Annotated in this window: 20 protein-coding genes; 10 read left to right on the top strand and 10 right to left on the bottom strand. The window is 66.9% G+C overall.

The window, feature by feature from the left end; genetic code table 11:
* Window positions 1–16 precede the first annotated feature (16 nt).
* The gene (locus DOM66_RS14090; protein ID WP_110690614.1) at window positions 17–709 is read right to left on the bottom strand and encodes an extensin-like domain-containing protein; all 693 of its coding nucleotides are present in this window, start codon (window positions 707–709) and stop codon (window positions 17–19) included.
* A gap of 306 nt (window positions 710–1,015) precedes the next feature.
* On the opposite strand from DOM66_RS14090, the gene DOM66_RS14085 reads away from it, so the two are divergent.
* Both DOM66_RS14085 and DOM66_RS14080 read left to right on the top strand, forming a co-directional pair.
* Window positions 1,016–1,723 (top strand): EAL domain-containing protein, encoded by a 708-nt coding sequence (locus DOM66_RS14085; RefSeq protein ID WP_455431019.1) that lies wholly within the window; start codon window positions 1,016–1,018, stop codon window positions 1,721–1,723.
* Window positions 1,724–1,763: 40 nt separating this feature from the next.
* Window positions 1,764–3,194: a GGDEF domain-containing protein gene (locus DOM66_RS14080; protein ID WP_110690613.1), complete on the top strand. Its 1,431-nt coding sequence runs from the start codon at window positions 1,764–1,766 to the stop codon at window positions 3,192–3,194.
* 42 nt (window positions 3,195–3,236) lie between these two features.
* Here the strand turns inward: DOM66_RS14080 and madM are convergent, their stop codons facing one another.
* The 4 genes from madM to DOM66_RS14060 form a co-directional block, all read right to left on the bottom strand.
* Window positions 3,237–3,998: a malonate transporter subunit MadM gene (madM, locus tag DOM66_RS14075; RefSeq protein WP_110690612.1), complete on the bottom strand. Its 762-nt coding sequence runs from the start codon at window positions 3,996–3,998 to the stop codon at window positions 3,237–3,239.
* A gap of 72 nt (window positions 3,999–4,070) precedes the next feature.
* Complete coding sequence (madL, locus tag DOM66_RS14070; RefSeq protein ID WP_232825159.1) at window positions 4,071–4,505, bottom strand: malonate transporter subunit MadL; 435 nt, start codon at window positions 4,503–4,505, stop codon at window positions 4,071–4,073.
* Between the two features lie 80 nt (window positions 4,506–4,585).
* On the bottom strand, window positions 4,586–6,139 hold the full coding sequence (locus DOM66_RS14065; protein WP_110690611.1) for a malonate--CoA ligase: 1,554 nt from the start codon (window positions 6,137–6,139) through the stop codon (window positions 4,586–4,588).
* 81 nt (window positions 6,140–6,220) lie between these two features.
* Complete coding sequence (locus DOM66_RS14060) at window positions 6,221–7,609, bottom strand: malonyl-CoA decarboxylase (RefSeq protein WP_110675292.1); 1,389 nt, start codon at window positions 7,607–7,609, stop codon at window positions 6,221–6,223.
* 298 nt (window positions 7,610–7,907) lie between these two features.
* Here DOM66_RS14060 and DOM66_RS14055 point away from each other — a divergent pair, with 298 nt between their 5' ends.
* Window positions 7,908–8,576 carry a GntR family transcriptional regulator gene (locus DOM66_RS14055; RefSeq protein WP_110674880.1) on the top strand — a complete coding sequence of 223 codons (669 nt, stop codon included), beginning with the start codon at window positions 7,908–7,910 and terminating at the stop codon, window positions 8,574–8,576.
* A 45-nt stretch (window positions 8,577–8,621) separates the two neighbouring features.
* Here the strand turns inward: DOM66_RS14055 and DOM66_RS19610 are convergent, their stop codons facing one another.
* Together DOM66_RS19610 and DOM66_RS14050 are read right to left on the bottom strand one after the other, a co-directional pair.
* Entirely contained in the window at window positions 8,622–8,789 is a 168-nt protein-coding gene (locus tag DOM66_RS19610; RefSeq protein ID WP_157958805.1) for a hypothetical protein, read from the bottom strand.
* Between the two features lie 263 nt (window positions 8,790–9,052).
* Window positions 9,053–10,687, bottom strand: a complete 1,635-nt coding sequence (locus tag DOM66_RS14050; protein WP_110674881.1) for a BCCT family transporter — start codon at window positions 10,685–10,687, stop codon at window positions 9,053–9,055.
* 433 nt (window positions 10,688–11,120) lie between these two features.
* On the opposite strand from DOM66_RS14050, the gene DOM66_RS14045 reads away from it, so the two are divergent.
* The 7 genes from DOM66_RS14045 (at window position 11,121) to DOM66_RS14015 (ending at window position 17,574) form a co-directional block, all read left to right on the top strand.
* A complete protein-coding gene (locus DOM66_RS14045; RefSeq protein ID WP_110690610.1) occupies window positions 11,121–11,792 on the top strand; it encodes a thermostable hemolysin in 672 nt (223 codons plus the stop codon).
* Window positions 11,785–13,230 carry an AMP-binding protein gene (locus tag DOM66_RS14040; RefSeq protein ID WP_110690609.1) on the top strand — a complete coding sequence of 482 codons (1,446 nt, stop codon included), beginning with the start codon at window positions 11,785–11,787 and terminating at the stop codon, window positions 13,228–13,230. The genes DOM66_RS14045 and DOM66_RS14040 overlap by 8 nt, the downstream gene beginning before the upstream one ends.
* Window positions 13,231–13,409: 179 nt before the next feature.
* Window positions 13,410–14,105 carry a TenA family transcriptional regulator gene (locus DOM66_RS14035; protein ID WP_110690608.1) on the top strand — a complete coding sequence of 232 codons (696 nt, stop codon included), beginning with the start codon at window positions 13,410–13,412 and terminating at the stop codon, window positions 14,103–14,105.
* Complete coding sequence (locus DOM66_RS14030) at window positions 14,092–14,892, top strand: SDR family oxidoreductase (RefSeq protein WP_110674885.1); 801 nt, start codon at window positions 14,092–14,094, stop codon at window positions 14,890–14,892. The genes DOM66_RS14035 and DOM66_RS14030 overlap by 14 nt, the downstream gene beginning before the upstream one ends.
* 14 nt (window positions 14,893–14,906) lie before the next feature.
* On the top strand, window positions 14,907–15,644 hold the full coding sequence (locus DOM66_RS14025) for a tetratricopeptide repeat protein (protein ID WP_198651740.1): 738 nt from the start codon (window positions 14,907–14,909) through the stop codon (window positions 15,642–15,644).
* Between the two features lie 127 nt (window positions 15,645–15,771).
* Window positions 15,772–16,767 carry an LLM class flavin-dependent oxidoreductase gene (locus tag DOM66_RS14020; RefSeq protein ID WP_110690607.1) on the top strand — a complete coding sequence of 332 codons (996 nt, stop codon included), beginning with the start codon at window positions 15,772–15,774 and terminating at the stop codon, window positions 16,765–16,767.
* Window positions 16,768–16,869: 102 nt separating this feature from the next.
* Window positions 16,870–17,574 (top strand): GntR family transcriptional regulator, encoded by a 705-nt coding sequence (locus tag DOM66_RS14015; protein WP_110674887.1) that lies wholly within the window; start codon window positions 16,870–16,872, stop codon window positions 17,572–17,574.
* Window positions 17,575–17,630: 56 nt separating this feature from the next.
* On the opposite strand, the gene DOM66_RS14010 is transcribed toward DOM66_RS14015, so the two are convergent.
* The 3 genes from DOM66_RS14010 to DOM66_RS14000 all read right to left on the bottom strand — a co-directional run.
* The gene (locus tag DOM66_RS14010; RefSeq protein WP_110674888.1) at window positions 17,631–19,172 is read right to left on the bottom strand and encodes a tripartite tricarboxylate transporter permease; all 1,542 of its coding nucleotides are present in this window, start codon (window positions 19,170–19,172) and stop codon (window positions 17,631–17,633) included.
* A gap of 3 nt (window positions 19,173–19,175) precedes the next feature.
* Window positions 19,176–19,637, bottom strand: a complete 462-nt coding sequence (locus DOM66_RS14005) for a tripartite tricarboxylate transporter TctB family protein (RefSeq protein WP_110690606.1) — start codon at window positions 19,635–19,637, stop codon at window positions 19,176–19,178.
* Between the two features lie 92 nt (window positions 19,638–19,729).
* The coding region (locus DOM66_RS14000) for a tripartite tricarboxylate transporter substrate binding protein (RefSeq protein WP_342588203.1) at window positions 19,730–20,721 on the bottom strand (992 nt) is incomplete at its 5' end.

Here is a 20,721-nt window from a genome sequence, read left to right as displayed (position 1 = left end):
CAACCGCTATCTGCCGTCAGCGGCAGAAGGCAACGCCGCGCATCCCCAGATGAAAGTGATTGGCATGGGCGGCGTTGTAATCGGGGCCGATCACGGTCCCGAAATAGCCACAGGCCGCCGCCTGGACCTGGCGCAAGAAACCCGCCCGCACCCCGTCGCCCCTCCAATCCTCGAGTAGATCGATGCGCTCGCCATTGGCCAGTGTGAAGCTCGCCACGTCCAGCGCCGACGCCGTGGCGTGCTCGCTGCGTCTGGCGTTTTTCCGGTGGTAGATATTGCGGCAGGCAAAGGAGCCGAAGTGGCGCACCGCGGTGACGCGGCTGCCGAAGCTACGCTCGGCCAGGGGCTGAAGCTCGTGGCGTTCGAACATCGTCCACGCCAGGGCCAGCGGGCAGGTGGCGACGAAGCTGGAACTGAAGCGCACTCCGGTGCCCTGGAGGCGTACCACATCGGTCAGCGGACAGCCCGCCGCCGGGGTGTAGTCCGCCAGCGGCGTGAAGCGCACCTCCGGGGCCGTGCGCAGCGCCGCGCGGCACGCCTCGGGGTCGCGTTCGACGCGGGCGAGCTTGAGCCGGGTGACCGGCGTCACCGGATCGCCCACCACCAGCGGCGCGAACGGATTCCACGCCCGCGGCACCTCGATGCCGCCCTTGTCGAGCGCAACACCCAGCGCGATCAGCGCCAGCCATCCCAGCGTCGTTGCGCGCATGCGCCTCCCTGCCTCATGCCACCGAATCCAGCTCTTAGCTTAGGTGGCTGCGTCACATTCCGCCCCTGACGATGGCGCCATGCGGGCATCTCGCCGCCACGGCGATAACATCGCGACTATTCGTCGGCGCCGATCTCTTCTAGTCTGGATGCATGGGGCATGCTGGGTGCTGCGTCGACGCCGCCCAACCGCTCCATCACCTCGATTACCCAGATTGTCGCGTCAGGGAGGACCACAATGCCGGGATGCGCGAGACACGAATCGGTATGCCGGCGCTGCGATGCTCCGCTGCCGTTCGACTTCACCATGGCTTTCCAACCGCTCGTGGATCTCGAGCATGGCGAGATCTACGGCTATGAGGCGCTGGTACGCGGCAGCGACGGCGGCTCGGCGTTCAGCGTGCTGAGTCGGGTCGACGACGACAACCTCTACCGCTTCGATCAGGCGTGCCGGGTAAAGGCGCTGGAGCTGGCCCATCGGCTCGGCAACCAGGGCCTGCTCTCGATCAACTTCCTGCCCAACGCCGTCTACGAACCCGAAGCCTGCATCCAGGCCACACTGGTCACCGCCGAGCGGCTTGGCTGGCCGGTGGACCGGCTCTGTTTCGAGATCATCGAGACCGAGCATGTCCGGGATCGACGCCATCTGCAGAACATCGTCGACACCTATCGCGACATGGGCATGACCGTGGCGCTGGATGATTTCGGCAGCGGCCACGCCAATCTCGATCTACTGGTGGATATCACGCCCGATCTGCTCAAGATCGACCGCCGTCTGGTGGATGGCGTTGACAGGGCCCCGCGTCAGCAGATCCTCATCGACCAGATCGTGAACCTGGCTGAGAAGCTCGATATCGCGCTGGTCGCAGAAGGCGTGGAGACCCTGGAAGAGGCGCGTTGGCTCTACGGGCGCGGTATCACGCGTCAGCAGGGCTACTGGTACGCACGCCCGGAAACCGAACGTCTGCCCCAGTGTCAGCCGGCCCAGCTCGCGCTGGTCCGTGGTCAGCACTGAGCGCCAGCGTCTCTTGTCATCTTACCTGGCTGCTCTCCCCATGGACGCTCCGCAGGCACTTCCCGACGGCGACGCCGGCCAGCCGCCGCGTCAGCCGACCCTACAGGCCACCCTGGATGGACTCGACCAGCTCGGCATTGCCGCGCTGGTCTACCGCGTCGAAGGCGACGAAAACTGGGTTGCCGGCGCTAACGCGCTGGCGTGCCAGCAGCTCGCGCTGGATGCTCGACCGCCCCTCGCCGATCCCTGGCAGTGGCTCGATGATCAGCACCAGCCGCTGGCGGCCGACGATCATCCCGCGCGACGGCGGGCAGACAGCGCCCCCCAGGGCTGGCGCCGCTGCCATCTGCGCGACCGTCACGGATCGCTGCGCGCACTGCGGCTGCGCTGCCGCCAGATCGAGGCCGACGCCGGCCGCCAGGTGCTGGTCGCCCTCGATGAGATCACCCCGCTCGATCCGCATCCAGCCGATCTGCCGGCGCCCACACCCCGGCTGCCGGCATCGCTGCACCAGTGGATCGGCAGCCTGCCGATCGGCGCCTGCGTGATCGACGCCAAGGGCTACCTGCGCCTGGTCAATCCGACGCTCTGTACGCTCCTCGGTTACGCGGCCAGCGAGCTGCTGGGGCGCCCCTATGGCGAACTGCTCGCCCCCGCCTCGCGCGAGCGCGGCGAGCGCCACCACCAGGCGGCGCTCGCCGACGGCGGCGGGCAGCAACGTGTGGAAGTGGTGCGTCGCGACGGCTCGCTGTGCTCGGTGCAGGTGGCGGATAGCCTGGTGAACGACGCCGATGGCCAGCCGCTGCGCCTCGCGTGTCTGGTCGACCTCACCGCCCAGCGCGAACAGACGCGCCAGCTCGAGGCACGCAACCGCCGGCTGGAGTATCTGGCCACGCGTGACGAGATGACCGGGCTGCACAATCGGCGTTACGGCCAGCAACTGCTGGAGCAGGCGATCCGGCGCAGCCGCCGCTATGGCGAGCCGCTGGCCGTGGCCATGCTCGATCTGGATCACTTCAAGACGGTCAACGACGAACACGGCCATGCGGTCGGCGACGAGGTGCTGCGAGAGTTCAGCGATCTGGTCGGCACCATGCTGCGTCAGAGCGACACCCTGATCCGCTGGGGCGGCGAGGAGTTTCTGCTGCTGTTGCCGGGAGTCGACCGCTTCTCCGCTCATGCCACCCTGGGCCGGGTCCTGGCGCGCCTGGTACAGCAGCCACTGAGCGCGTGCGAGCTGCAGCTATCGTTCTCGGCGGGAATCGCCGAGCCGCGCCAGACCAGTTCGCACAGGCTGCTCGAACAGGTGGATACCGCACTCTATCAGGCCAAGCAGGCCGGCCGCGGCTGTATCACCATGGCCGAGGAGACGCCGCAGCCGCCGGCCCTGCGCGAAGACACGGCACGGCCCGGAAACTCGGCGAGCCCTACAGGCCCGGCGCCCCCCGAAGGCCCGGCGCTGCCGCTGTAGCTAGCAGGCGCACCGCCGGGTCTACGTCGCGCCACCGCGGGTTCAGAAGAGCGCGCGCACGGCCAGGAACAGCACCGTCGGTGCCAGCAGAATGCCCAGGCCGGTATAGAAGGTCGCGGTCATCGCGCCATACGGCACCAGCCGTGCGTCGGTGGCGGCGAGCCCTGCCGCGACCCCGCTGGTGGTGCCGATCAGGCCGCCGAAGATCATTGCCGAGCGCGGGTTGTCGAGCCCGATCAGCCGCGCCGTGGCCGGGGTCGCGATCATGGTCAGGATCGACTTGACCAGCCCGGCGGCGATCGACAGCGCGATCACTTCCGAACTCGCCCCGAGGGTGGCGCCGGTCACCGGCCCGACGATATAGGTCACCGCACCGGCGGCGATGGTGGTGATGTCCACCGGGTCGGTGTAGCCGAAGCCCACCGCGACCACGGCACCGGCGACGAACGAGACCAGCACACCGAGAAACAGCGCGATCACGCCGCGCAGCCCGGCTTTCTTGATCTCCTGGAAGCGCACGCCATAGGCGGTGGCGATGATCGCCAGATCCCGCAGCATGCCGCCGCCCATCAGGCCCAGCCCCGAAAACAGGGTGACATCGGAGAGCCCCTTGCTGCCCCCGGTGGAGATACCGCCCACGTAGGCCAGCACCAGGCCGATGATGATCGCGATCGCCGAGCCGTGCAGACGATCGGCGGTGAGATGGCGGCTGAGCCAATAGGCCACATACATGGTCAGGCCGACCACGGCGAAGGCCGCGATCAGATGGTATTTGTCGACCAGCGACACGATGGAGTCGTTCATGCGGGCACTCCCCCTGTTGTTGTTAAAATTCGTTGTTAAGAAACGTTGTCAAAAGATTCAGTAGCCGCGCGGTCAGGAACGATCGGAAGTGGTCGCCCGGGAGGGCGGCATGGCGGCGCTGGCAGGCGGGTCCAGCGGGCGCGCATCATCCCCCTTCTTCCCGGTGAGCACCGGCACCAGCGCCAGCCCCAGGGCTACTGCCAGAACCCCGGCGACGATCGCCACCAGGCCACCGCTGAAGGCCGCCGCCACGTTCTGGCTGGCAGCCATGGCGACCACGATCGGAATGTACATCGCATTCCAGAAATTGATGCCGCTCTCGGTCGCCTCCGGCAGCTTGCCGCGGTCCTTGAGATAGCCGGTCACGAAGATCAGCAGCAGCATGGCGATACCCACGCCGCCCAGGTTGGCGCTGATGCCGAGCAGCTGGCCCAGCACGTCGCCGATGATCAGCCCCACCAGCATGCAGCCGGCGAGTAGTGCAACACCGTAGATCACCATCGTCATTCACCTCATCGGGGCATTGTTGTTGCGCCGGCGAGCCCCTGATCACCGGCGCTTGTGATGGCATGAACGGAGGTAGTGCCTCAGCGCGACGCCGCGGCGGGTGCCTGATAGATGTCGGCGTAACGCTCGCGCAGGGCGTTCTTCTGAACCTTGCCCATGACGTTGCGCGGCAGGCTATCGATGAAGAACACCCGCTTGGGCTGCTTGTAGCGCGCCACCTTGTCGCTGAGCGCGGCGAGAACCTGTGTCTCGTCGAGCGTGGCACCCGGCTTGAGCACCACCGCGGCGGTGACGCCTTCGCCCAGATCCGGATGGTTGACGCCGATCACCGCCGACTCGACCACCTCCGGCAATTCGTCGATCCACTGCTCGATCTCCTTGGGATAGACGTTGTAGCCGCCGGAGATCACCAGATCCTTGTCGCGTCCGACGATCGACAGATAGCCGTCGGAATCGATCACCCCCAGATCACCGGTGATGAAGAAGCCATCCTCGCGGAATTCGGCGGCGGTCTTCTCCGGCATGCGCCAATACCCCTTGAACACATTGGGGCCGCGTACCTCGACCAGCCCGGTCTCACCCGGCGCCAGTACCGTGCCGCTGTCGCGATCGGTGATCCGCACCTCGCTGCCGGGCAGCGCGAAGCCGACCGTACCGGGGCGGCGCTCGCCGTCGTAGGGGTTGGAGGTGTTCATGTTGGTCTCGGTCATGCCGTAGCGCTCGAGGATGGCGTGACCGGTGCGCTCGAAGAAGTCGTGGTGGGTCTCCGCCAGCAGCGGCGCCGAGCCGGAGACGAACAGGCGCATGTTGCGCACCGCCTCGCGATCGAGACGCGGACTGGCGAGCAGACGGGTGTAGAAGGTCGGCACCCCCATCAGCACGGTCGCCCGCGGCATCAGCGTGATCAGCTGCTCCGGATCGAGCTTGGGCAGGAAGGTCATCGAGGCGCCGACGGTCAGGATGATGTTGCACGCCACGAACAAGCCGTGGGTATGGAAGATCGGCAGCGCGTGGAGCAGATGGTCATCGCTGCTGAAGCGCCAGGTCTCGGCCAGCGCTTGGCTGTTGGCAGAGAGGTTGGCGTGGGTCAGCATCGCCCCCTTGGAGCGGCCGGTGGTGCCCGAGGTGTAGAGAATCGCAGCCAGGTCGTCTCCCGCCAGCTCGGCGATCTCCGCATCCGCCTCGGTCGCCTCGGCGAGGGCCATCAGCGAACCGTCGGCCGCCGCCCCCAAGGTCTCGACCGCGGTCGGTGTCTGATAAACATCGCCGCAGCGCTCGGCCAGCCGCTCGGCGCTGTCGCGATCCGCCGGCCGGCAGACGTAGAGGCGCGGCTCGGCATCACCGAGGAAGTACTCGATCTCGGCCTCGGTGTAGGCGGTGTTGAGCGGTAGATAGACGGCGCCGACCTGCAGGCAGGCGAGATAGAGCATCACCGTCTGCGGGCTCTTGTCGACCTGCACCACCACCCGCTCGCCGGGGGTCACTCCGCGCTCGCGCAGCACCCGGGCCAGACGCCGCGAGGTGTCGAGCACATCGCGGTAGCGGTAGCTCGTCCCCTCGGCGGTATCGATCAGCACCTTCTCCGGCTGACGTGAAAAGTTGTCGAAGAACTGAAGGTAAAGATTTTGGTTCATGCCACTCTCCTGCGATTCATGCCACGCGCCATGCCACTGCTCATGACACGCGCCCACCGCGGCGGGGTCGCCCGCCGGGGCTCATGCGTTGGCCTTGGGATTGCTCTTGGGGTCGGTCTTGGACGGGTTCTTCGACGCGCCGCGCAGACGACCACGCGCCTGCTTGGCGTCGCGCCGGATCTCCTGGGTACACACCACGCTGCCCTCGCGGCTGAACGCTTCGTGGTTCTGCTCGATCCGCTCGAGCTCATAGAGGTAGTTGACCATCAGCGCGTGCGACTGCTTGAGCCCTTTCTCCGACACGTCACCCGGCCAGTTGAGGCGATGCAGGCTGGCGCCGTTGCCGAGGTGGAAGCGTGCCACCGGGTCGAGCGGCATGCCGCTGCCGCCACGCTTGACGTCGATCAGGTAGTGGGCGGCCAGCGCACGCACTTCGGGGGCGAGCTTGTCGCGCGCCTTGCCCGGCTCGCGCCAGTGCCCGGCGTCGAGCTCGGCGACGAGATCGTCGCTGAGGTTGAGTTCGCCCTGGTCGCGGGTCTGCTGCAGCCAGGCGGCGAACCCCGGCACCGGCGACAGGGTGACGAAGTTCTCCAGATTGGGCAGCTCGCGCTTGAGCTCCTGCACCACCTGCTTGATCAGGAAGTTGCCGAAGGAGATGCCCTTGAGTCCGGACTGGCAGTTGCTGATGCTGTAGAAGGCGGCGGTGTCCGCTTCCTGCGGCGGCACCTCGTCGCCGCTCTCGAGGATGGTCTGGATGTTGTCGGGAATGCCGCGGCACAGCGCCACCTCAACGAAGATCAGCGGCTCGTCGCCGGTGGCCGGGTGGAAGAAGGCGTAGCAGTGGCGGTCATCGGGATCGAGCCGCCGACGCAGATCGCCCCAGTCACGAATCGCGTGTACCGCCTCGTAGCGGATCAGCTTTTCGAGCACCGCCGCCGAGGTGTTCCAGTCGATGCTCTCCAGCATCAGAAAACCGCGGTTGAACCAGGAGGCGAACAGGTGCGCGAAATCCGCATCCAGCGGCGCCAGCTCCGGATGGGCCTTGAGCAGGCCGAGCAGATCGGCGCGCATCTTCACCAGCTCGTAGGTGCCACCGGGGCAGAGATTGAGCCGCCGCAGCAGATGCTGACGCCGCGGTTCGCACACCGCGAACAGCTGCGCCAGGCTGGCGTTGTCTTCCGCCTCCTGATAGGCCGCATAGGCGGCATGGATCCGCTCGGGCTCGGCGGCGTAGTGCTCGGCGAGCAGCTGGAAGAAAGCCAGGCGGCCGGCGTCATCGAGGGAGGCGTAGCGCTCCAGCGCCTCCTGGGCGATCAATATCTGCGACGCCTCGCCACCGGGCTGCATCAGCGTCTCGCACACCGAGGTCAGGCGCGCGAGACTGCTCGGGGTGTCGCGCTTGTCGGCGTGACCGGTCTGCCCGCGGGTGCGGCGGCCGATGCTCGACAGGAGTTCCTGCAGAAAATTCATGTTGACGTTCATGCCGGCCCTCTCGGGTATGGAGTGTGGGTGCGCTCGCCGACGTGTCAGACCCGACGTTCAGACCTGATTTTTAGACAAGGCCTAGCGAGATCACTCGGACACGGGTGTTAACATACATGTCACCGTTCTGTTATATACAACAGTCACGGCTAGCGGGTTGACTGTCAACTTGGGAAAAAGTCTAAGAAGGCGCGGCAGCATAGCTGCCTGGATAGGCCTGGAAGACTGAAAAGACAGGGAAATCTGGACAGATCACGGAAGCGGAAAGCAGAGGAGAATATCGAGCATGGCCAGCGTCCCCCAGGCCCAGCGACTGCGCGACCTACTCGAGGACGCGATCGTCGAGGGCCACTTCGCCCCCGGTGACCGACTCGACCCCGAGGCGCTGGCACGCGACTACGCCTGCTCGCGCACGCCGATCCGCGAAGCGCTGCAGCAGTTGGCCGCCTCGGGCATGGTCAAGGTGCTGCCCAAGCGCGGCACCTTCGTAGCCCAGCTCGGGGTGACCGAACTGGTGGAGCGGTTCGAGGTGATGGCAGAACTGGAGGGCATGTGCGCACGCCTGGCGGCGCGGCGTGCCACCCCCGAGGAGCTGGCAGGCCTGCGCCGGGCGCATCAGGCCTGCCACGCCTGCCTCGAAGCGGGGGACGTCGATGGCTACTACTACGAGAACGGCGCCTTTCATCATCGGATCTACGCCGCCGGCCACAACGATTTCCTGACCCAGGAGGCGACGCGACTGCACGCCATCCTCAAACCCTACCGGCGCCTGCAGCTGCACGTGCGCCAGCGCATGCAGAGCAGCTACGCCGAGCATCAGGCGATCATCGCCGCGCTGGAGGCCGGCGATGCCGCACGTGCCGAACAGGCGATCCGCGATCATGTGCAGATTCAGGGCGAGCGTTTCAACGACCTGGTGGCCTCGATGCAGCGGCTACAGGCCATGCGCCGCTGATGGCACACAGCAAGACGGCGTGAGCACTGCGGTAATATCCGCCTGTCAGCGCACCAGTAGCGTCAGCAGCAGAGCCACGGCGCCCACCACCAGCGCCACCGACACGCTCACGCTGACCAGCCGGTTGAGCCAGCGGTCGAAGCGTGACAGCGCCATCGGCGCGGCTCGCCGGGTGGCGCCCTGCGGGGCACGATGGGAAGATCGGTCAGGCATGGGCAGTCGGCAATCGGTTAAAGGTGGGTGATACCAAGGTTAACGGCCGTGACTCCCGTTACATTAGGCCCCGCGGGGATTTTTCTCCACTGCCACGCGATCTTGCCACGCACCACCTCTCTCCCACGCTATCTTTCGCCTCGACCTCCCCTTCCCGGTCTGATCACACTCGCTGGCTATCGGCGCCCGGAGATGAAAAAGGGCCCCGCCGAAGCGGGGCCCGATAGCGTACCTCGCCCGCCAGCGATGGCGGGCGGAGCAGTTCAGCGTGGATTGATGCGGCGGTTCTTGACGTCCGGCGCACGGCGGTAGCGGTCCTCGTCGACCAGCTCCTCGGCCTCGAACGCATCCGCCCCCACCGGGGTCTCGCTGTGACGGCGGTAGAGCGCGGTGAGCATCGCCTTGCGGTCGCTTCTGAGCTCCTTGATCATTACCGAGATCATGCCGTAGAGGATGAAGGTGAACGGCAGCGCCGACAGCACTGCCGCCGACTGCAACCCCTTGAGGCCACTCTCGCCGCCGGCGGAGAGCAGGGTCAGGCAGATCGCGGCAATCAGCACACCCCAGATCACACGCTTGAGCAGCGGCGGATTGAGCGAGCCGTTATCGGTCATCTGCGACACGATGTAGGTCGCCGAGTCCGCCGAGGTCACCAGGAAGATGAAGATCAGGCACAGCGCCACCACCGACAGCACGTTGGAGAACGGCATCAGGTCGAACATGCGAAACAGCGCCGAGGTGATGTTGTCCGCGGTGGCCTGGGCAAGACCTGCGTCGCTGTGCAGCTCCATCTGAATCGCCGCGCCGCCGAACACTCCGATCCACAGACACGCCAGCAGCGGCGGCACGACCAGCACGCCGAACACGTACTGCTTGATCGTGCGCCCGCGGGAGATGCGCGCCACGAAGGTGCCGACGAACGGCGACCAGGCGATTACCCAGGCCCAGTAGAAGATGGTCCAGCCGGCGGCCCAGTCGCTGCCGTTGTAGGGCGACATGCGCAGGCTCATGCCGATGAAGTTCTGCAGATAGTCACCGATGCCCAGGGTGATCGTCTCCAGGATCTGGACCGTGGGCCCGGTGAGCAGGACGTAGAACATCAGCGCGAAGCAGATGATCAGGTTGAGGTTGGAGAGGTTCTTGATCCCCTTGTCCAGCCCGGAGGTGGCCGAGATCATGTAGCAGACGAACATCGCCCCCATGATGATGAACTGCCAGGTCATGCCCTCGTCGACCCCGAACACTGCGTGCAGGCCGCCGTTGATCTGCAGCACCGCCAGGCCGATCGAGGTGGCCACCCCCATCACGGTGGCGACCACCGCGAAGATATCCAGCACCGGCCCCAGACGGCGTAGCTTGGGGCGCTTGGCGGTGACCGTCGAGAGCACGTTGGAGACCATGCCCGCCTGCCCCTTGCGGAACTGGTAGTAGGCGATGATCAGGCCGACCACCGAGAACGCCGCCCACTGGTGAATGCCCCAGTTGAAGAAGCTGTACTGGATGGCGTAGCGCGCCGCCTCGGGGGTACCACCCTGGACGTCGCCGAACGGCGGATTGAGATAGTGGGTCATGGGTTCGGCCATGCCGTAGAACACCAGCCCTACGCCGAAGCCGGCGGCCAGCAGCATGCTGACCCAGGAGAAGAAGCCATAGGTCGGCTTGCTGTCCTGCGGCCCGAGCCGGATCTTGCCGTACTTGCTGAAGGCCAGCACTACCAGAAAGGTCACGAACCCGAACACCGAGATCAGATAGAACCAGCCGAAGTAGTGGGTGGTGGCACTGAGTGCGGTATTGGCGATATCGCCGAAGCGGGTGGGAAAGATGGCCCCGATGGCCACGATCGCGGCGATCAGCACCGCGGATACGATGAATACACCTTGCTTGCCAAGTCTGGCCATAAAGACTCTCCGGTCGTTGTGTCTCTTCCTTGAATCATGCCGACGCCGCAACGCAGGGCTGGCACCAGTATAGACGACGCGTTTTTCACCCTGCCTCGAGGCACCCGGTTCGACGGGCATGAAGCAAACTTAATATACGTAAGACTTCGTTAAGCCCATCCACGGCACCCTACCCTCGACATCCTCTCCTTCAGACCCCTAGGAGCTGTCTGAAAAGTCGACGAGCGAAGACCAGGCAAGGCAAAAATCGGTGAGAACGCGGAGTTTACTGGTGTAAATGAGCATATTACTCGCTCCGCTCGCCCTTCGGGCCGTCCTACGGACGTTCTGAACGAGGTTCAGTGAGCCGATTTTTAACGCCGCATGGGCGAGCGCAGTCCTTTTCAGATAGTGCCTAGAGGCATGCAGGAGACCGACCACGAGGGAAAACCCAATGCCCGGTTTATCGCTGACCTCTCCCACCCCCGCGCTGCACTGGCGCGAGTGCCAGCAGGCGTCGGAGCGCACCCAGCTCGAAGCTTTCATCGCCGAGACCTACCGACGTCAGCACGGCGCCGAGCTGAGCCAGTTCGCGCCGCGCCTCTATGGGCTGTGGGATGCCGACCAGCTGCAGGCCGCTGTCGGCGTGCGTCTGGCTGGCGACGCCCCGCTGTACCTGGAGCGCTACCTGGGCGAGCCGGTCGAGCACCTGCTGGCCCGCGAGCTGGGCGTGCCGGTCGAGCGCCACGCGCTGGCCGAAATCGCCAACCTGGCCACGCTGCGCCCGGGCCTGGCGGTTCCACTCATCCGCCACCTGATCGACTCGTTGGTGGCCGAGGGCTGCGGCTGGCTCACCTTCACCGCCACCGCGGCGGTGCGCAACGGCTTCCGCCGGCTGGGGCTCGACGTGCGCCGCCTGGGTGACGCCGACCCCGCCCATCTCGACAGCCGCGAACGCGAGCGCTGGGGCAACTACTACCTGCACCGCCCGTGGGTCATGGGCGGCGACCTGATCAAGGCGTGGCGGCGGCTAGATCCCAACCGCGAGCTTACCTCTCCCGATAGCCCTACCCCACTCACCGTGACAGCCCAGGGCTGCCATCACAAGGCCGTCCCCCATGCGTGAACGTTTCCTCGACCATCTCAGCGCGCTGGCCGTGAGCCAGCCGGGTCAGGTCGCCCTGAGCGCCAATGACGTGGCGCTGAACTACGCCGATCTACCCGGCGAGATCGCCCGGCGCAGCCAACAGCTGGCAGCGTTCGGCGGGCGCCGCGTGGCGCTGATGCTCGACAACGGCCTCGACTGGGCGCTGTGGGATCTGGCGCTGATGCAGAGCGAGGCGGTCAACGTGCCGCTGCCGGCGTTCTTCTCCCCCGCCCAGTTGGCCCATGTGGTCGACCAGGCCGGGATCGACACCCTGATCGGTCCGGGCGCGGCCGCCGCAGCGCTGGGCTTTGCCGCCAGCGACGATCCGCTGCTGTGGCGGCGCGAGGTCGCCACACCGCCGGTACTGCCGCCGGGAACCCACAAGATCACCTTTACCTCCGGCACCAGCGGCACGCCCAAGGGGGTCTGCCTCGACAGCGATACCCAACTGACGGTGGCGGACAGTCTGGCCGAAGTGGCGCGCAGCGTGGGCGTGAGGCGGCATCTGGCGATGCTGCCACTGGCCACGCTGCTGGAAAACATCGGCGGCCTCTATGCCCCACTGTGGCTGGGCGGCAGCGTCGCCCTTCCGGGGCTGGGCGAGCTCGGCTGGCGCGGTGCCAGCGGCTTCGACAGCGCCCAGGCGTGGCGTGTGATCCGCGCCGAGGCTCCGGACAGTCTGATCCTGGTGCCACAGCTGCTCAGCGCACTGCTGATGCAGCAGGGTGAGGCGCCGCTCGGCTTCGGGCGCTTCTTCGCGGTGGGCGGGGCCACGGTCTCACCGGCGCTGCTGACACGTGCGGCGCAGGCCGGCTGGCCGGTCTTCGAAGGCTACGGGCTCTCCGAGTGCGCCTCGGTGGTGGCACTCAACCGCCCCGGCGAGGTGCAGCCGGGTAGCGTCGGCCGCCCGCTGCCCCATGCCCGGATCACCCTCGCCGAGGATGGCGAAGTGGTGGTCGAGGGCAGCCTGATGCTCGGCTATCTCGGTGACGCAGAGCCGCGCCCGACCCGCTGGCCCACCGGGGATCTCGGCGCCTGGGAGGGCGCAGCGCTGGTGCTCAAGGGGCGCCGGCGTCAAGTCTTCATCACCGCTTACGGGCGTAACGTCGACCCCGCCTGGGTCGAGGCCGAGCTCACCGCCGAACCGGCGATCGCCCAGGCCTGGGTCAGTGGCGAGGCTCAGCCGAGCAACCGCGCACTGCTGGTACCCCGCGGCGAGTGGGTCAACGACCAGCAGCTCGAAGAGGCCGTGGCCCGCGCCAACCAGCGTCTGCCCGACTACGCCCGTGTGGCGTGCTGGCAGCGCGGCGGCCCCTTCACCCCGGACAACGGCCTGGCGACGGCCAATGGCCGGCTGCGCCGCGAGGCGCTGGCCGAGCGCTACCACCACTGGCTGGAGACCCCGGTCAGCGCGTGACACGCCCGCGGACAGCACCAGGAGAGCACCGCATGCCCCATCAAGATTCGACGCACACGAAGTCGACGTACACAGACCCGACGCATCAAGACTCGACACCCGTTCGATCGACGCACGACGCCTCGACTCGGACACCCCCTGCACATCGTGCGGCCGACAAGGCCGCCCTGGAGAACGCCATGACCCCGTATCAGACCCTGCAGCAGCAAACCGCAGAACAGCGCCAGTGGCTGCTGGACACCCCGGTGATCCGCCGCGCCCTGGCCGGTGACATCGACCGCGCCACCTACCAGGCCTTCCTCACCCAGGCCTACCACCACGTCAAGTACACGGTGCCGCTGATGATGGCCTGCGGCGCGCACCTGCCCGAGCGCCTGGAGTGGCTGCGCGGCGCGCTGGTCGAGTACATCGAGGAGGAGTACGGCCATCAGGCGTGGATTCTCGATGACATTCGCGCCCTCGGCGGCGACGCCGAGGCGGTTGCCGCGGGTCGCCCGGCGCCGGCCACCGAGCTGATGGTGAGCTACGTGCGCGACGTGATCGAACACGGCAACCCGATCGGCTTCTTCGGCATGGTCCAGGTGCTCGAAGGCACCAGCACCGCCATCGCCACCCAGGCGGCGGAGAAGATGCGCGACGGTGCTGGCCTGCCCGCCGATGCCTTCCGCTACCTGGAGTCCCACGGCGCCCTCGATATCGGCCACCTGGCGTTCTTCGAAGAGCAGATCAACCGCATCGAATCGGCCCAGGACCTGCAGGCGGTGATCGATACCGCCAACATGGTCTATCGCCTCTATGGCGCCATGTTCCGCACCCTCGGCCAGGCCGCGGACGACGCCCACACCAGCGAGGTACTCGCCGATGCGCTGGTCTGATCGCCGTATCCTGGTCACCGGTGCCAGCGGCGGCATCGGCGGCGCGCTGGTGGCCGAACTCGCCGAGGCCGGCGCCACGCTGCTGATCGTCGGCCGTAACCAGCCGAGTCTGGATCGCCTGGCAGCACTGGCGCCGGAGCGCATCTACGTGCTGAAAGCGGATCTCGCCCAGGCCGAGGATCGCCGCCGGGTCGTCGACGCCGCCAACGAGGCGCGCATCGACATGCTGATCAACGCCGCCGGCAGCAACCAGTTCGGCCTGTTCGAGGAGCAGGCCGCGACGGCCATCAGCGCCATGGTCGAGCTCAACGTCACCGCCACCCTGCTGCTGACCCAGGCGCTGCTGCCGCGCCTGCTGCACCACGACCGTGCCTGGATCGTCAACGTCGGTTCGGCCTTCGGCGCCATCGGGCACCCGGGTTATGCCACCTACTGCGCCACCAAGTTCGCCCTGCGCGGCTTCAGCCAGGCGCTGCGCCGCGAGCTCGCCGACACCCCGGTGGCGGTGCTGCACATCGCCCCGCGGGCGACTCGCACCGGCATGAACAGCGCCGCCGCGGACTCGCTCAACGCTGCGCTCGGCAACGCCGTCGACGCTCCGGAGGCGGTGGCCGCGGCGATCGTCTCGAGCATCGAGAAGCGCACCCGCGAGCGCCAGCTGGGCTGGCCCGAATGCCTGCTGGTCCGTCTCAACGGCCTGCTGCCCGGGGTGGTCGACCGCGCGCTCAAGAAGCGTCTGCCGATCATCCAGCGCCATGCGCGTCACGTCTCGACGCACACCCCCTGATTCGAGAGATCCCCATGACATTCTCTTCGCGCACCCCTGTCGTCGATCACGCCAGCGTCCGTTCTCGCACCCCGGGCTGGCGCCCGCTGGTCCTGGCGCTGGCCCTCGGCCTGAGCACCAGCGGCACCCTGCTGGCCACGCCCATGGCCCAGGCCCAGGCGGCCCCCGCCGCCAGTGCCACCTCGGTGGCCGCCGGCCTGCACGAGCTGCAGAACCGCTGGGCCAACATCAACTATCAGCTGCCGGAATCCCGCCGCGAGGATGCCTTCGACCAGCTCTATCAACGTGCCACCGCCCTGGTCGCCGCACATCCGCAGAGCGCAGAGCTGCATACCTGGGCCGGGATCATCCGCGCCTCCGAAGCCGGCGCCGGCGGCGGGCTCAGTGCGCTCTCCCAGGTCAAGGAGGCACGCCAGCAGCTAGAGAAGGCACTGGCCATCGATCCCAAGGTGCTGGATGGCTCCGCCTATACCAGTCTGGGCACGCTCTATCACAAGGTACCCGGCTGGCCGATCGCCTTCGGAGACGACGACAAGGCGCGCGAGCTGCTGCAGAAAGGGCTGGCGATCAACCCCAACGGCATCGACAGCAACTACTTCTGGGCCGACTTCCTGCACGATCAGGGCGATGACGCCCAGGCCCGCCAGGCGCTGCAGAAAGCCCTGGCCGCCGCCCCCCGACCCGGCCGCGAAAGCGCCGATGCCGGCCGGCGTCAAGATATTCAGAAGCTGATGAGTCAGTTGAAGAGCTGAGCCCTGCCTGAGCGAGCCGCCCGCACGGATCGCTCAGGCCGCGCTTGCAATCGTGATGGGCGCCCTCATGATATGAATCATGAGGGCGCTAAGGAAACTCGCCCGCCGTTTACGATCGAGGAGCCTCATGTCACGATTGGCCGACATTCCCCTTTCGGTGCTGGACCTGGCACCGATCACCCTCGACGGCACCCCGGCGGAGACCTTCCGCCATACCGTCGATCTCGCCAAGCAGACCGAGCGCCTGGGCTACAACCGCTACTGGCTCGCCGAGCACCACAATATCGACGGTATCGCCAGCGCCGCGACCAGCCTGCTGATCGGCCATGTCGCCGGCGCCACCTCGACGATCCGCGTAGGTAGCGGCGGCATCATGCTGCCCAACCATCCGCCGCTGGTGGTGGCGGAGCAGTTCGGCACCCTGGAGACGCTCTACCCCGGCCGTATCGACCTGGGCCTGGGCCGTGCGCCGGGCTCGGATGGCGTCACCATGCAGGCGATGCGCCGCGATCCCTACGCCGGGGTCAACGACTTCCCCGACCGCCTCGACGAGCTGCGCCGCTATCTCGGCGACGCCACCCCGGGCCAGCGCGTGCGCGCGATCCCCGGCGAAGGCACCCACGTACCCATCTGGCTGCTCGGCTCCAGCGGCTACAGCGCCCAGCTCGCCGCACGGCTGGGACTGCCGTTCGCTTTTGCCGGCCAGTTCGCCCCCGGCTACATGCTCGAAGCCCTGCACCTCTACCGCGAAGGGTTTCAGCCAGGCGTGCTCGACGCGCCCCATGCCATGATCGGCATTCCGCTGATCGCCGCGGAGAGCGACGAGCGTGCGCGCTTCCTCGCCACCACCCAGCAGCAGAAGTTCCTCAACCTGATCCGCGGCAAGAGCACCCGCACGCGGCCGCCGGTCGAGCGTCTCGACTGGCTACCCCAGGAAGAGGCCGCAGTCTCGCAGAACCTCGGCGCCGCGGTGGTCGGTGGCCCGGAGAGCGTACGCCGTCAGCTCGACGAGCTGCTCGACGCCACCGGCGCCGACGAGATCATGGTCAACACCGACTGCTACGACCACGCCGACCGGGTGCGCTCCTACGAGATTCTGGCCGAGGTGTGGAAAGGCGCCTGAAGCCTCGACCCGGGGCCCGTCTCGCGCCCATGGCGTCTGTTGGGTAGTATCTTCTGGCCGTCTCCACGTCCTGCATCCGGGAGACAGGGCGATACGATATCCATGCAACGATGGCCGGGCGTCATGACCAAGCTCACAGATAGGGTCTACACGACCCTCAGAAGACAAATCATGTCGGGCGAACTCTCCTCGGATATGCAGATCAAGGAGGCTCACCTTGCCGACATGCTCGCGGTCAGCCGCACGCCGGTGCGGGCGGCGATCCAGCGGCTCGCGGACGATGGCCTGATCTACCACGAGAAGGGTCGCGGCTCGTTCGTCTCGCCCTGGCAGCAGGACGATATCGTCGATATCTACGAGCTGCGCATCCTGCTGGAATCGCGTGCCGCCAGGCTGGCGGCGGCGCGCGCGACGCCTGAGCAGATCACGCGGTTGCGCCATCACGCCAGCGTCATCGAAGAGCTCTACCGGGAACAGCCGGACAAGTACCTGTTCAGCATCCAGACGGAGAACCAGCTGTTCCATCAGGTCATCCTGACCGCCGCGGGCTCGGTTCAGCTCAAGCAGATGGTGAGGATGCTGGTGGACTCGCCGATCACGGTGGGCTCTTACTATCTCTATTCCGAGACACAGATGCAGCGTTCGATGCAGCAGCACCGCGATCTCGTCGATGCGATCGAGCGCCGGGAGGAGAGCTACGCCGAGGATCTGATGCGCGTGCACCTGCGCATGGCCTACTGCGCCTTCATGGCCCGACAGTCGGCCCGGGAGAAGGGAGAGCCCTGGAATATGGCGGACGAGGCGTAGCGCGCCGCCGGTTCCCCGACGCCGCGCTATGCGGCCGTATCCCGAACCGGAAGCGCTCAGGACTCCATGTGGCGACGCGCCCGCTCCGGGTCGGCCGCCAGGGCCAGCTTCGACGGCCGTCCGCGGTAGTGCGCCAGCAGGCGCCTGACCAGCGGCACGAGTATCGTCAGCACGATGAGCGTGACCATGACGATGGCAATGGTGCTGGAGAACAGATATCCCATCTGATGATGTCCGATCAGCATCGCCCGGCGCAGGCTGGACTCCGCCACCGGCCCCAGAATGACCGCCAGGACCGCCGGCGCCAGCGGGATGCCTAGCCGCTCCATGCCCCACCCCATGACCCCGAACGCCAGCATGAGCCAGACATCGAACAGGCTGTTGTTGATGGCATAGACGCCGATGGTGGTCAGGGCAATGATGATCGGTGCCAACAGCAGCGGCGGCATGTACATCACGTTGATGAACAGCCGCGCCCCGAGTCGACCGATCACGAACAGCATGACCGACGTCACCAGCATGGCCAGGATGAAGCCGTAGGTCACTGGCGCGGAGCGGGTGAAGAGTTCCGGCCCCGGCAGCATGCCGTGCACCAGTAGCCCGCCCAGGATCACCGCCGACACACTGCTGCCAGGAATGCCCAGGGTCAGGGCGGGAATCAGCGAAGCGGCGTTGTCGGCGTTGTTGGCGCACTCCGCCGCCGCTACGCCTTCCGGCGCCCCCTTGCCGAAGCGTGACTTGTCCTTGGCCACGCGCCGGGTCTCGTTCCACGACAGCATGGCGGCGATGTTGCCACCGGTGCCGGGAATGATGCCGACGACGACACCGATGATCGAGGCCCGGCCCCAGGTCGGCAGCAGGCGGCGCCAGCCGATACCGCTGCGTGTTCGTCCACTGCTGCCGAGGCCGCCGCGACCCAGCAGCAGCGCCTCCTGCGCCAGGGTCAACGCCGGAGGGATGGCATAAAGACCGGTCAGCAGCACCAGGATGTCGATACCACCCATCAGCTCCATGACATCGAAGGTGAAGCGCTCGTTGCCGGTCATCGAGTCGATGCCCACCATGCCGATCACCAGGCCGATGCAGGCACTGATCAGCCCCTTGATAGGGGCATCGCTCAGCAGTACGGCGATCGCCGCCAGCCCGAAGATCGCCAGCCAGAAGATCTCCACCGGCCCGAACTTGAGCGCCATGGCGGCCAGCGGCGGGCTGAGAAAGAGCAGCGCCAGCGCGCTGACCGAACCGCCGATCGCCGACGACGTCAGGGCGATCTTCATCGCCTCGAGCCCCTGCCCCTTCTGCGCCATGGGGTGACCATCGAAAACCGTGGCGATACCCGCGGGCGTACCGGGAATGCGCAGCAGAATGGCGGGGATCGCCCCACCGTACATGGCACCGTTGTAGATCCCGGCCATCATCCCCAGCGCCACCAGCGGTTGCATGGTGAAGGTCAGCGGAATCAGCACGGCAATCCCCATGGTGGCGGAAAGCCCGGGCAGCGCACCGATCAGCACGCCAATGGTGGTGCCGCCGGCCATCGCCAGCAGCACCGCTGGCGAGAACAGCAGCGGCAAGGCGGCAAGAATCGAATCCCACATGGCTTAGCTCCCGGTCACCAGACGTAGCGCCATCTCCGGCGGCAGCGGTCTGTCGAGCACGATCTGAAAGATCAGATAGATCAGCAGTGAAAAGAGGATCGCGGTCACCACCAGCCATTTGCCCTGGCGATAGCCGAGCAGCCACCCGCTCAACGGCACGAACAATAGGAAGGTGGTGGCGAAACCCAGGCTGGGGGCGATGGCAATCATGGCGATGGAGGTCGCCAGCAGGGTGAGAAAGCGCCGGGCATGGCCCGGTGCAAAGCGCAGCGTGTCGCTACCGGCCTGGCGCAGCGCCCAGGCCGAGCGAATCCCCCACACCAGCAGCAGCAACGTCAGCAGGCCCATGACCGCCGTGGGCAGATAGGCCGAGTCCCGGGTGAAGCTCAGCGCGTGCCACAGCCCCCAGCCGCTGAGCACCGCCCCGGCCAGGGCGACACCCGTCTCCAGCGTGGCTTGACGCATGGTGTGCTCTCCTCTCTAACGTGAAGACTCCCGACCCAGGGTCGAGCCCAGACCGGGAGGCAGGCAGCGGAGCGACTGCTCCGCCGGTGGCGTCAATCACTCCAGGGTGACTCTTTCCATAGCGCCTGGAAGCGCACCTGCAGTTCCTCGAGGGTCTTCTGATAGGTGGCCGGATCCTGATAATCGAGCGGCAGCGACTGCTGCGCAGCCGCCTGGCGGAAGGACTCGTCCTGCATGGCCGTCTCGATGGCGCTGGAGAGCTTCTCGACGATCGGCGCCGGCACCCCGGCGGGGACGGCGATCCCGCGGTTGGAACCGATGGTCAGCGGATAGCCCGCCTCGGCGGTCGTCGGCACCTCGGGCAGCTCCTTCGAGCGTTGCGCCGCGGCCTGCGCGAGCATTCTGACCCGTCCGGCCTTCACGTCGGACGCCGCCTCCCCGATGTTGAAGATGCCCAGGTCGATATGTCCGCCCATCAGTGCCTGGCGTACATCGGCCGCGCCGGGGAAAGGGACGTGGGTCATCTCGATCCCTGCCAGACGCTGCAGCGCCAGGGCCGCCAGGTGATCGTCCGAGCCGACCCCGGTGGTGCCATAGGTGATCGCACCGGGATGCTGCTTGGCGTAGTCGACCAGATCCGCCAGCGATGCGAACGGGCTCTCCGGCCCGACGTTGAAGCCGTCGGGATCGTCGACGACGCTCGCCACCGGCTGGAAGTCGGACAACGTATAGCGCGTCTTGCGCTCGATCGGGATGGTCAAGACGTTGGGCGTATTGATGAAGCCAATGGTGTAGCCGTCGGGCTGGGCGTGGGCCAGGGCCGTGAAACCGACCTCACCACCGGCACCCGGTCGGTTGATCACGGTGATGTCGGTGCCCAGGGCTTTCTCGATGTAGGGCACCAGGGTGCGGGCGGCGATATCGGTACCGCCCCCGGCGGAATAGGCCACGATCATCTGAACCGCACGCTCGGGGTAGTCCGCCATGGCCGACAGCGGTGTCAGCATGAGGGCAGCGATCGCAAGGGTTCTGGTCTTCTTCCCGGGCTTCATTGGCTTCTCCTGGTTGGCCGCCAGCACCGCTC

Source organism: Salinicola endophyticus (genome assembly GCF_003206575.1).
GTDB lineage: Bacteria > Pseudomonadota > Gammaproteobacteria > Pseudomonadales > Halomonadaceae > Salinicola > Salinicola endophyticus.
Note: the sequence above shows the minus strand (reverse complement) of the source record. Positions and strands in the feature narration are given on the sequence as shown.